Here is a 12,996-nt window from a genome sequence, read left to right on the forward strand (position 1 = left end):
CGTGCGGGCCGGATGCGATCGGGAGGTCACGCCGCCTTCCCTCCGCCGGAGTCGGCGGCGTCGGCGGCGTCCAGCGAGGCCAGCAGCGCCTGGACGGGAATCCGCCCGCTCGCCACGACCTGCGCGCCGCTGCGCCGCATGGCTCGTGCGAAGGGGGCGGCCCACAGGTTCTCGTACACGATGACCCCGGCGGAGTTGCCCGGTTCCAGCGCGGAACCGGCTTCGTCGATGTCGCTCTGGTCCAGCAGACCGGAGGAGGCGCCCTCGAACACGGTGAGGTCGACCTCGTCCCCGAAGTCCCTCAGCTCCAACCCGGTGACCGAGCCGTCCTCGTCCTTGCGGATGAACTGCAGGTCGAGGATGCGGACGATGCCCCGTTCCACCAGGTCGACGAGCAGGGGGAAACCCTCGCCCGTCATCCGGTTGCCGGGAAACTCCAGGATCAGGTAGTCGACAGGTCCCATCTCCTCGAGTTCTGACAGGTCGTCGCTCATGGCCACTCCTCCAAGCGCTCGGGGTTCCCGCCGACCGGCTGCGGGCGGCCCCCGCCTCGGCGACAGGCGGCCTCTCCGTCATTCGAGCACCGCGCGGGAGCCTTCGCACGTTGTGGGCGGCCACCTAGGGTCCGGGCCCGCCCGTCGGCCGGGGCTACCGGTGGGTCAGGTAGTGAGGGAGAATCGGCGGGCGGTGACGATCAAGGGGGCAACGTACACATGGCGACCACCAACGCGATTCCGGGCCCGTCGGGGCTACCGCTGCTGGGCTCGATGTTCGACCTCAAGAACGACTCGCTCGGCACCTTCCTGCGCGCCCAGCGCGAGCACGGCGACGTCGTGAAGATCACCGCCGGCCCGCCCGGCATCCGCGCCACGGTGTACGGGGTCTTCTCCGCCGAGGGCACGCAGCAGGTGCTGGCCACCCAGGCGGCGAACTTCCGCAAGGACAACAACTTCTACCAGGAGCTCCGCGAGTCCTTCGGCAACGGGCTGCTGACCAGCCAGGACGAGGACTACCAGCGCCAACGTCGGCTCGTCCAGCCGCTGTTCACCAAGCGCCGGGTCGACGGCTACGCCGAGGCCGTCGCCGCCGAGGTCGCCAAGGTCGTCACCTCCTGGCGGGACGCCGAGGACGCCACCGTGGACGTGCTCGACGAGATGACCGAGCTCGCCCTGCGCGCGGTGGCCCGGATCCTCTTCGGGACGGACGTCGACGCGGCCGTCGAGATCGTCGAGCGCTGCTTCCCCGTCATCAACGACTACGTGCTGCTCCGCGGCTTCTCGCCGCTCAACGCCCCGCGCGACTGGCCCACCCCCGGCAACCGCCGCGCCGCCGCCGCGCACCGCGAGCTGTACGCGGTCTGCGACCGGATCATCGCCGAGCGCCGGGCCGCCGGCCGTGGCGACGCCGAGGACCTGCTGAGCCTGCTCGCCGAGGCGGAGAGCGCCGAGGACGGCAGCCTCGACGCCGGCGAGCTGCGCGAACAGGTACTCGTCTTCCTGCTCGCCGGGCACGAGACCACCGCCACCTCGCTCGGCTTCGCCCTCCATCTGCTCGCCCGCCACCCCGAGGAGCGCAAGCGCGCCCACGAGGAGGTCGACCGGGTCCTGGCCGGCCGCGTCCCGACCGCCGCCGATCTGGACGCCCTGCCCTACCTCACCCAGGTCCTGAAGGAGGCCATGCGCCTCTTCCCGGCCGCCGGGGCCATCGGCCGGCGCGCCGTCGCCGCCACCGAGATCGACGGCCACACCATCCCGGCCGGCGCCGACGTGATCGTCGCCCCGTGGGTCACCCACCGGCACCCCCGCTACTGGCCGGACGCGGAGCGCTTCGACCCGGACCGGTTCACGCCCGAGGCGGAGGCGGAGCGGCCCCGGTACGCCTGGTTCCCGTTCGGCGGCGGCCCGCGCGCCTGCATCGGTCAGCACTTCTCGATGCTGGAGTCCGTGATCGCGCTCGCGATGCTCCTTCAGGCGTACGATCTCGACGCCATCGACACCGAGGTCCCGATCTCCGCCGGGATCACCCTCCAGGCCGTGGGCCCGGCCCGCGTCCGGCTGAGGCCCCGCGCAGAAGCTCCGCAGTAGGCCCGTACGCCGCATGCGGCCGCGCTGTGGCCGGTCGCATGCGGCACCCCTGGGCGTCACCCGCCCCTTTTTACTTCCCGACACCCCAACTGTCCGGTATCTGAAGTCCGTTGACAGGGTGTGAGGGCGCGCACTAGAAACTCCGGCGCGGAAGGCCGCGCAGAATTTGCGGGGCTTTCTTTGGCATGCCTGGAAACATCTTGTGAATGGAAGAAAGGCAGTGGAGTGAAAGTTTCAGCCAGGAGATATCTCTCCTGCATTTTATCAGCCGCGGTAGTGGGAACACTGATACCGCAGGTCGCCTATGCCGCACCGACCAACGGGGATGACGGCGAGGGAATCTCGTCCACCCTTTCCCGCTGGTTCTCGGACGACAGCGACACCGACGGCACCGGGGGGCCGCGGACGGGCGGTACTCCGGTGCTGCCGTCCCGGGAGAAGCTGCCGAAGGGGAAGGCGGCGCCGAAGCCGAAGCGGGTCGGGGAACTGACATCCCGGCGTACGGCACATTCCCGCTACTGGAAGTTGTCCGACGGCCGGGTGCAGGCCGAGATGTCGGCAGTGCCCACGGGATATCGGTCGGGTTCGTCGTGGAAGGACATCGACCCGACCGTCCGGCCGAGCGGGACGGCGGGTTTCCCGTTCGCCAACACGACCAACGCCGCGCGTACGTCCTTCGGTTCGGACGCCGGCCGACTGCTGCGGTTCGAGGCCGCCGGTCATGTGGTGACGCTGGGTCTGCAGGGCGGTGCGGGGAAGCTGTCCCCGGTCGCTGCCGGGGACACGGTCACCTACAAGGACGCGGTCGCGGGCGCCGACCTGTCGTACCGGGTCGGTCCGGGCCGGGTGAAGGAGAACATCGTCCTGGACGCCAGGCCGTCCGGTCCGGTGTCCTTCACCTTCACCCTCGATGCGGGCGGTCTGACGCCGAAGGCGAAGAAGGACGGCTCGATCGCGTTCTTCGGCGAGGGCGCGGACCCGGTTCTCGTCATCCCGGCCGCGTTCATGACGGATGCGAAGAAGAACGCGGCGTCGGCGTACGGGACGGGCTACAGCCCGGCCGTGAAGCAGAAGCTCAGCAAGTCCGGCAAGGGCTGGAAGCTGACGGTCACGCCGGACGCGAAGTGGCTCGCCGCCCCCGAACGGCAGTATCCGGTCGTCATCGATCCGACGATCTCGATCGCTCCGACGCCGTCGACGGCGCAGGACGTGATGATCTCGTCGGACGGCCCCGGGTCGAACTACGACGACAACTGGCGTCTGTCGGTCGGCAACACGACCACAGGCGCGTCGCGTGCGCTGATCCGGTTCCCGATCACCGGTGTTCCGGCGGGGACGAAGCTGGACTCGGCCGACCTGAAGCTGTACTTCGACCAGACCCACACCGCCAGTGACAGCGAGGTGCAGCTGGAGGCGCACCGCGCCACGCAGTCCTGGTCGGAGTCCACGGCCACCTGGAACAGCGCGAACACCTACACCGGCGAGCTGGCCGGCACCTCGGTCCTGGTCGACAACGCGGAGGCGGGTCGTACGGCGGCGGTGGGTGCGTGGCCGGCGTCGGGGAACACGGCGTACACGCAGTACGCGGTGAACCAGACGTACATGTACAACAAGGACTCGGTCGCGGGTGACACGTACACCTGGCAGCCGAGCCTGCCGGAGGACGGCGACTACCAGGTCGAGACGCATTACGTCCCTGCCTCGGACCGTGCCACGAACGCCCCGTACACCGTCACGTACAACGGCGGCGCCAAGCAGTACCTGGTGAACCAGCAGGCCGGTGCCGCCGGTGTCTGGAAGACCCTCGGCACGCACCCGTTCAAGGCGGGCACGCTGGGCAAGATCGTCCTCGGTGACGGTCCGGCGTCCACCTCCACCTCGGTGATCGCGGACGCGGTGCGGTTCACCAAGGGCGGTGTGGTCACCAAGCAGGCCGGTGAGCTGAACACCTGGCACTCGTTCCCGGTGACGAAGACGGTCCAGCAGTGGATCGACGGCACGTACACGAACAACGGTTTCGTGATCAAGGCGGGCGACGAGTCCGCGAACGGCCCGAAGGGCGGTCCGCGGTACGAGGGCAGCGAGTTCGGGTACGGCGGCGAGACCGCCAACTACCCGCGCCTGGTGCTGACCTTCGGCCGGCAGGGCGTCGACCTCGCCGCCCCGACCACGATCCACGACACCGGCGCGGAGCTGAACTGGTCCGCGTACCAGGACAAGGACCCGATCGGGACCGGCGACAACATCGTCGAGTACCAGGTCCACCGGTCCATCAACCAGACGTTCACGCCGTCGGCCGCGACGCTGGTGTCCCCGGTCGCCCCGGGCGCCACGTCCTTCGTCGACACGTCGGCGACGCCGACGAAGGCGGACGACCCGGATCCGTTCGGCCGCGCCTACTACTACATGGTCGCGGTGAAGACGAAGGACGGCCAGGTCGTCGCCGCCCCGACGCAGCTCGTGCGGCTGCCGAAGGCCGGCCGGACGACGAAGGTGCTGGACGCCACGCAGGACACCACCCTGTCCTCGGCCCGGACGACGTCGACGCACGACACGATCGACGACGGCGGTCCGAAGAACTGGCTGAGCGTCGGCAACAACTCCGCCACCTACGGCGACACCCGCGCCCTGCTGAAGTTCCCGGCCCTCGGCATCCCGGCCACGGCCCGGGTCCTGGACGCCAAGGTGCGCCTGTGGTCCACCCAGACCGCGACCGACGCCGCCGGAGCGGTGTACGAACTGCGCCCCCTGACGCGGGACTTCGACGAGTCCGCCGCGACCTGGGTGAAGTCGAACGCCACTGTCAACTGGACTGCCCCCGGCGGTGACTTCGGCGCGGTGGCGGGTGACACGGGTGCGAAGACGAACGACCCGGCCCGGCACGACTGGAGCATCACCTCCCTCGCCCAGTCCTGGGTGACCACCCCCGCCTCCCAGCAGGGCGTGGTCGTCAAGATGGCCGACGAGGCCGCCTCCCAGGAGCGCACGCTGTTCCTGTCCTCCGAGGGCGCCGAGCAGCGCCTGCGCCCGCGCATCGTGGTCACCTACATCGACGCCGGCACGGAGTCCACGTACTACGTCCCGCAGACCCCCGCGCGGATGACCCCGAGCACCGACTACACGGTGGACTTCACGCTCACCAACACCACCGCCGCCACCTGGACCGCCGCGAACCACGTCCTGTCCTACCGGTGGAGCCTGCCGGACGGCACCGACGCCACCAACGGCGGCAACCAGGTCCAGACCGCGTTGCCCAGGGACATCGTCCCCGGTGACACGGTCGGTCTCCAGGCGGCCGTGAAGACGCCGATCAAGTCGGGGAACGGCAACAAGCGCACCGACTACGTGCTGACCTGGGACGTCTACAACAAGACCACCGGCACCTGGGTCTCCGGCACGGCCGGCACCCCCGGTCTGGCGCAGAACGTCGCCGTGGAGGACCCGACCTCCAACCTGCTGGGCCTGGAGAAGTTCTACGCCTACACGAGCAAGGACACCGGCGCCGGATCGACGCTGCTGACCAACCTCTCGGCCGGCAACGCGGTGTGGCAGTACAACGCGTTCACCAATCCGGGCCGCGGTCTGACGACGTCCGCACGGTTCGCCTACAACAGCCAGGACACCTCCGACACGGTCCTCGGCCACGGCTGGTCCGCCCAGTTCTCCGGCATCACCCGGCTGGGTGCGCCGCTGGACTTCCGGCCCAACCCGAACCCGACCGAGGTGCGGTTGCCCGACGGAGACGGCACCACCCACGTCTTCCGCAAGCAGGGCGACGGCACGTGGAAAGCCCCGGCCGGCGTCCACTTCCGGCTGACCGCGAAGCCCGGCCTGGACTGCACCCCGGCCAAGGACCCCGTCCCGGACGCCTGGACGATGACCAGGCCGGACGGCACCCGGTACCTGTTCGGCTGCGACGGCTACCTGACCTCGGTCGTGGACCGGAACGGCAACACGCAGACGTTCACGTACGAGGAGCGCAAGTCCAACAACAAGCCGACCAAGTTCCTCACGTACATCACGGACCCGGCGGGGCGTCAGTCCCTGACCGTCGAGTACTTCAAGAAGGGCGACAGCTCCTACCGGTACATCGACGGCAGCCAGAACGTCGCGACGGGTTCGAACCTGACGAACTCGAAGATCTACGACCACGTCAAGTCGATCACCGACATCTCCGGCGCCACCGGATCCACCGGCCGCAAGGTCTCCTTCCTCTACACCCAGGAGGGCCTGCTCGGCCGCATCACCGACGGTGACGGCTCGGCGCAGCCCAAGGTGTTCGCGTTCCGTTACGACGCGACGCAGGGCAACAGGAACGCCAAGCTGGTCGAGGCCACGGACCCGCGGGGCAACGGCACGTCGCTGGACTACTACTACCCCAGCGAGAGCGAAGACCCCAAGGACCACTGGCGCGCCGAGGTCATCACCGACCGCCTCGACGGCACCACCTCCTTCGACTACGTGCCCAACACGGCGACCCCCGCGTTCACCGACACCTCGGTGAAGGACGCGGAGGGGCACACGACCCTCTACACCCTGGACGACTTCGCCCGGCCGGTGCGCACGACGAACGCCAAGTCCGCGACCACCAAGGTGACGTGGGACGCGGACAACAACGTCAGCGTGCTCGAGGAGGCCAACGGCGCGAAGACCGCCCACTGCTTCGACCCGAAGACCGGTTACCCGCTCTGGGAGCGTGACGCCGAGGGCAACAAGGCCGGTCTGCCCGCTCCGAGCGAGTGCGCGGTCGGCCAGAAGCCGGCGAACGCGGTGGTCTACGAGTACCAGACCCGTCTCGACGGCTACGCCTCCGACCTGGTCCGCAAGACCTCGGCGGAGGGACGGGCCTGGAAGTACGGCCACGACTGCTTCGGCAACCTGAAGACGGTCACCGACCCCAAGGGCGCCGCCACGTGGACGACGGGCCAGTGCGCGCCGACGACCAGTGGCTACACCACGTCCTATGCCTACGACACGTACGGTCAGCTGACCACGACGACCGACGCCAACAACAACGCGATGGTGAACTCGGACTTCGACCCGAACGGGTACCCGGGGACGATCACCGACCCGTACCAGAAGGCGACCAGGTTCGTCCACGACGACCGCGGCCAGGTCACCTCGGCGACCGACGCGCTGGGCAGGACGAGCACCCAGACCTACGACACGTTCAAGCGTCTGCTGGTCAAGAAGGTGCCGAAGGACCAGGCCGCCGGTGACCTCATCACCACGCCGGCCCCCGAGTACGACGCCAACGACAACATCACCAAGGCCGTCGCGCCGACCGGTGCCGTGTCCTCGGCGGTCTACGACGCGGCCGACCAGGTCACGCAGGCCACAGCTCCGGACAACAACAACACCGGACGCAAGAGCACCTACACCTACGACAAGGTCGGCAACCTCAGGACGACGACCGAGCCGAAGGGCACGGCCACCTCCGACGCCGGCGACTACGTCACCACCACCACCTACGACACGATCTACCAGCCCGTGTCCGTCGTGGACGCCAACGGCGGCAAGATCTCCTACGAGTACGACAACGTCGGCAACCGCCTGACGCTGATCGACCCGAAGAAGAACGCGTCGGCGGATACGGCTGACTACACCGCCAAGACCGAGTACGACCTGAACCACCGGCCGGTCAAGTCCATCGACGCGATCGGCAAGTACTCCACCACCACCTACGACAAGGACTCCCTGGTCGTCGCCGCGACGGACCAGGAGAGCAACAAGACCGAGACGGTCTACGACCAGCGGGCCATGGTCGTCGAGCAGAAGGTGCCGTACGAGGGCGCCACGATCCGTTCGACGAAGTACGAGTACGACCAGGTCGGCAACCAGACCAAGGTCATCACCCCGCGCGGTGTGGACACGGCCGGCACCGAGGACTTCGCCCACCGCACGGAGTTCGACAAGCTCAACCGTCCGGTCAAGCAGTTCCAGCCGTACGACCCGGCGGACAGCGAGCACAACAAGGCCGACGTCTACACCGAAACGGTCTACGACGAGATCGGCCGGGTGGCCAGGACCTCCCTGCCGCCGGCGGGCGAGGCCGCGCGCATCGACACCGTCTACACCTACTACGACAACGGCTGGATCAAGGACTCCACCGACCCGTGGAGCATCAAGACCAGCTACGAATACGACGGTCTGGGCCGGCAGGAGAAGCGGACGCTGACCGGCGCGGACGGCACGTCGAAGCGCACCATGGGCTGGTCGTACTACCCGGACGGGTCCATGAAGACCCGCACGGACGCCTCCGCGAGCGCCCCGGCGGACCGGGCCTTCGCCTACGACTACGACCTGAACGGCAACCTGGACTCGATCGACGAGACCGACCACGGTACGACGACGCCCGACGTGTACAAGCTGACGTACACCGGGCTCAACCAGGTGGCGACGGTGAAGGAGGCGCTCGCCGGTCAGCAGCCGAAGACCACCTCGTACGCCTACGACGCCAACGGTCTGCTGGACACGATCGGCCACCCCCAGCAGCACTCGAAGTTCGAGTACGACCTGCGTGACCTGGTGAAGCAGGTCACCGTGGGCCAGACGCCGACGGACCCGCAGCCGGACGTGACGCAGTACGCGTACACCGACCGCGGCCTGCGTTCCACCGTCACCAAGGTCAACAACCGCAACACCGTCGACTACACCTACTACGCCAACGGCCAGGTGCGCACCGCCAAGGAACTCAAGGCCAACGGTTCCACGGTCTCGTCGCACTCGTACGTCTACGACGCCAACGGCAACAAGAGCAAGGACTCCGCCCAGCTGCTGGGCGCCGCCGGCGACGGGCTCATGACGTCGGAGACCGTCTACACCTATGACCCGGTCGACCGGATCAGGCGGTCGGACCGGACCGGCAGCAAGCCCCGGACGGAGCAGTACTGGCACGACGACAACTCCAACGTCACCAAGCAGTTCTTCCTCCAGTCCTCGGAGCTGACCGAGTTCTACTACCGGAAGAACAGGCTGAGTTCCTCCTCGAACCTCGTCGACTCCTCGTCCATCTACGACTACGACACCTATGGCCGGATGAAGTCCGTCACCCGTGACGGCGGCAAGGTCGTGGAGCAGAACAGCTTCGACGGATTCGACCGTCTGATCAGCACCGTCCGCGAGCAGGGCGGCAAGACGACCACCACCGACTACCGCTACGACGCGCTCGACCGCACGGTCGAGAAGAGCGTCAACGACGCCTGGACCGAGGAGTACAACTACCTGGGCCTGTCCGGTGAGGTCCTCAGCGAGGAGCTCGACGGAACCCTCTCCAAGAGCTACGCCTACGGTCTGGGAGGCGAACGCCTCTCCCAGATGAACCACCTGAACGGCGACACGGACTACTACAGCTACAACAGCCACGGCGACGTCGAGGCCGTGACCTACTACACCGGCGACCCCTCCTCCACCTACGGCTACAGCGCCTACGGCCAGGACGTCAGGGACCAGTTCACCGGCACGGACGCGCTGGTGGAGCCCGGCGACGAGCCGACCAACCCGTACCGGTTCAACGGCAAGCGCTGGAACGCCCAGTCGGGCACGTACGACATGGGCTTCCGTGACTACGACCCGGCCAAGGCCCGCTTCATCAGCCGGGACATGTACAACGGCGCCGCGGCCGACATGAGCCTGGGCGCCGACCCGGCCACCGCCAGCCGCTACGCCTTCGGCGCGGGCAACCCCGTCAACAACATCGAGTTGGACGGGCACGAGTCCTGCGACGTCGGCTGCCAGGCGCGGAGCCAGTACCGGATGGACGGGGTGCAGCCGATCATCCCCTCTCCGGAGAAGCTCGAGTTCAACATCGACCACCACGACGGCAGCACCGGCCTCGAAGGCTGGATCGATCTCTCGGACATCGCCAAGGAGCTGTCCGGCTGGGCCGACCTGGAGAAGTGCGCGGATCGTCCGGCCTTCGGGCAGTGCGGCCTCGCCATGGCCGCGGTCTTCCCGTTCGGCAAGGGCGCCAAGGCGGCCAAGTACCTCGACGAGGCCGCGGAATCGATCAAGCCGACCTACATCTGGCGGGCCGGCCGCGAGGGTGTCGACGACGGAATCCAGGGCCCCATCCCGGAGCACCTGGTCGCCACGTCCGGAAACGACATCGAGGCGGGCACCTACATCTTCGTGCAGAAGACGGACGGTTCGGTCCGTGCGATGAACGAGGAACTGTACGAGAGCGGGTACTTCCACCCGGAGGCCGACTGGCCGGGCCACACCACCCTCGCCGACGATGAACCGGTGATGTTCGCCGGTGGGTTCACGGTCGACGCGGACGGGACGGTGCTGCAGATGACCAACGGCTCCGGCCACTACATGCCCGGAAGCTACGACAAGTTCTACCGGGACAACGCGGGGGACTACGCACCCCTGGAGCACGTGGCCGGCCGGGCATTGCACGGCTTCGGGCTGAAGGTCACCGAGCACACGGAATGGGACCCCTGGCCCATGCGGAACCTGCCGTGAGGTGAGGACGACGGCGCGGCTCCTGGCTCCGGTGGCATCCAGCCATCGGAGCCCGGGGCCGCGCCCCTTTCCTGTCCCGAGATCTTTCGAATTCCCTCAACGTAAGGTGGCGTCATGGCCGATCACCCGAACTTCGGCGAACTCCTGACCCGACTGCTGCATCACCGCCGGACCGACGTCACCTGGCTGTCCTCGGCGTCCGGCATCCCGGAGGCCGGACTCCGGGCGGTGCTCCTGGGAACGCCTCCGTCGTCCGGTCAGCTGGACGCCCTCGCCACCGCCCTCGGCCTCCACGCCGAGGACCTGCACGTGATGGCCGGTGTCCCGGTACCGGAAGCCGGCACGCCGAGGGACCCGGCAGCGGGATCCGCGACCGTGGACCTCGTCAAGATCACCATGGCGCTGCCACCGGACCAGCGGGCCCGCATCCACCGGCTGGCCGACGAACTGCCCCGGGAACCGCGCGTCGGTCCGTCGGACCCGTCGCGGGCCTACGACCCGCAACGGGGCGGCTTGGGCGCGATGCTCGTCAACCTGCTGTGCGGCAACCGGCTCGCGGGCTCGGTGCCCAGTGCCGCCAAGATCCTTGCGCTGCTGACCCGCGGCCGGGTGTATCTGTCTCCCTCCACGATCAACGGCATCGGCCAGGGCCGCGTCCCACTGACGGCGGACCTGGTGACCGGCTTCGCGGTCACCCTCGGCATGTCTCCGGGCGCCCTCGCCGCCGTCACGGGGGTCGAGCTCCCGGAGCCGTCATGGCCCGCAGACCCGGTGGCGGAGGAGATGGCCGGACTGCTGTGGCACTGCCGACGGCTCACCGCCGAACAGGCCGAGCACGCACGAGACGTGGCACGTTCCCTGCTCGTGGCCGTGCCCGACGATGCTCCGGAGGAGGACTGGAACCGCGTCCATCGGCACCACGGGACATGGTGGGGCGCGCCGAGACGCTGAGTCCGTCGGCGGGGCGAGGAGAGCCACGCCTCCCATCGCTCGGATCCCTCGGTTCCTCCGCGCCCCTCAAGGGCGCGGAGGAACCGGTGCGGCCGCGGTCAGCGGGTGGCGATGAGCACCGTCGCGTACAGGTCCTCGTCGGTGACCACCCGCGGCGTCAGACCCGCCCCGGCCAGTGCGTCGATGGCCGGGGCGCACTGCTGCTCGCTGACCTCCGACAACAGCGAGCCGCCCGGGGCCAGCCAGACGGCCGCCTCCGCGGCCACCCGGCGCAGCACGTCCAGGCCGTCCGCGCCGCCGTCGAGGGCCACCAGCGGCTCGTGCTCGCGCGCCTCCGCCGGCAGCAGGCCGACCTCGCCGGACGGCACGTACGGCACGTTCGCGACCAGCACGTCGACCCGGCCGCGCAGCGCGCCCGGCAGCGGGGCGAACAGATCGCCCTCGTACACCCGCCCGCCGAGCGGCTCGACGTTGCGCCGGGCGCAGCGGACCGCCGCCGGCTCGATGTCCGAGGCATGCACCTCGGCGTCCGGGACCGCGGAGAGCAGCACCGCCGCGGCTGCGCCGGATCCGCAGCACAGATCGACGCAGACCGCCCCGGCCGCGGCCAGGCCCACGGCCTGGTCGACGAGGAACTCGGTACGCCGCCGGGGCACGAACACCCCCGGGTCGACGGCGATCCGCAGTCCGGAGAACGCGGCCCAGCCCACGACCTGTTCGAGGGGAAGCCCGGCCGCGCGCCGCCCGGCCATCGCGTCGAGCTCGTCGGCGTCACGCGCTGCGGCGAAGAGAAGCTCCGCCTCGTCCTCCGCGAACACACAGCCTGCGGCGCGCAGTCGGGAGACGACGGCCGAGCGGAGAGAGTCGGAGGGGTGGAGAGAATCAGAGAGGTGGAACGACATGGAAACCTTCCGGGAAGCCGAGGGGCGCTCCCGTGGTCACCGTCGTCCGGCCGACCACACGGTCATCGAGGGGGAGCACCCTGCCTGCATGGCGTGAATGGGTCCCACCTCCTCGGGTCGTGCGCGTGGCGCGCTGTCTGGAGCCGCACACATTACATGATCGACAGCGTGTGCGAGCCCGCGCGGTCGGCCGGCCAGGACGGCCTGCGTCAGCCCGCGAGCTGCGCCTCGATGGCCGCGACGACCTCGGGGGCCTCCGGCTCGGTGCGCGGACGGAAGCGGGTGACCTGCCCGTCCCGGCCGATCAGGAACTTCTCGAAGTTCCACTGGATGTCGCCCGCTTCGCCGTCCGCGTCCGCGAGCTGCGTCAGTTCCGCGTACAGCGGGTGCCGTCCGTCACCGTTCACGTCGACCTTGGCCAGCAGCGGGAAGCTGACCCCGTACGTCGTCGAGCAGAACGTCTGGATCTCTTCCGCGCTCCCCGGCTCCTGGCCCGCGAACTGGTTGCACGGCACGCCGAGCACGGTGAATCCACGGTCCCCGTACGTCTTCTGAAGCCGCTCCAGGCCTGCGTACTGCGGAGTGAGCCC

General features: G+C 69.1%; 6 protein-coding genes. 3 read left to right on the plus strand and 3 right to left on the minus strand.

Going from position 1 to position 12,996, the window contains the following annotated elements:
• Nucleotides 1-26: 26 nt before the first annotated feature.
• On the minus strand, nt 27-494 hold the full coding sequence (locus tag VIU94_RS32100; RefSeq protein WP_331916831.1) for a DUF6325 family protein: 468 nt from the start codon (nt 492-494) through the stop codon (nt 27-29).
• A gap of 219 nt (nt 495-713) precedes the next feature.
• Here VIU94_RS32100 and VIU94_RS32105 point away from each other — a divergent pair, with 219 nt between their 5' ends.
• The 3 genes from VIU94_RS32105 to VIU94_RS32115 all read left to right on the plus strand — a co-directional run bounded on the left by VIU94_RS32105 (nt 714) and on the right by VIU94_RS32115 (nt 11,504).
• On the plus strand, nt 714-2,084 hold the full coding sequence (locus VIU94_RS32105; protein ID WP_331916834.1) for a cytochrome P450: 1,371 nt from the start codon (nt 714-716) through the stop codon (nt 2,082-2,084).
• Nucleotides 2,085-2,360: 276 nt separating this feature from the next.
• The gene (locus VIU94_RS32110; RefSeq protein ID WP_331916836.1) at nt 2,361-10,553 is read left to right on the plus strand and encodes a DNRLRE domain-containing protein; all 8,193 of its coding nucleotides are present in this window, start codon (nt 2,361-2,363) and stop codon (nt 10,551-10,553) included.
• Between the two features lie 114 nt (nt 10,554-10,667).
• Entirely contained in the window at nt 10,668-11,504 is an 837-nt protein-coding gene (locus VIU94_RS32115) for a hypothetical protein (protein WP_331916838.1), read from the plus strand.
• 98 nt (nt 11,505-11,602) lie between these two features.
• On the opposite strand, the gene VIU94_RS32120 is transcribed toward VIU94_RS32115, so the two are convergent.
• Together VIU94_RS32120 and VIU94_RS32125 are read right to left on the minus strand one after the other, a co-directional pair.
• Nucleotides 11,603-12,406 (minus strand): putative protein N(5)-glutamine methyltransferase, encoded by an 804-nt coding sequence (locus VIU94_RS32120; RefSeq protein ID WP_331916840.1) that lies wholly within the window; start codon nt 12,404-12,406, stop codon nt 11,603-11,605.
• 209 nt (nt 12,407-12,615) lie between these two features.
• Nucleotides 12,616-12,996, minus strand: a 381-nt coding sequence (locus tag VIU94_RS32125; RefSeq protein ID WP_331916842.1) for a glutathione peroxidase, incomplete at its 5' end; no start/stop codon positions are given.

This window comes from Streptomyces sp., from assembly GCF_036566765.1.
Taxonomy (GTDB): domain Bacteria; phylum Actinomycetota; class Actinomycetes; order Streptomycetales; family Streptomycetaceae; genus Streptomyces.

Bases quoted from the DNA above. Each gene is read 5' to 3' on its own strand.
- VIU94_RS32100 (WP_331916831.1), bottom strand. From the start codon at position 494: ATGAGCGACGACCTGTCAGAACTCGAGGAGATGGGACCTGTCGACTAC.
- VIU94_RS32105 (WP_331916834.1), top strand. From the start codon at position 714: ATGGCGACCACCAACGCGATTCCGGGCCCGTCGGGGCTACCGCTGCTG.
- VIU94_RS32115 (WP_331916838.1), top strand. From the start codon at position 10,668: ATGGCCGATCACCCGAACTTCGGCGAACTCCTGACCCGACTGCTGCAT.
- VIU94_RS32120 (WP_331916840.1), bottom strand. From the start codon at position 12,406: ATGTCGTTCCACCTCTCTGATTCTCTCCACCCCTCCGACTCTCTCCGC.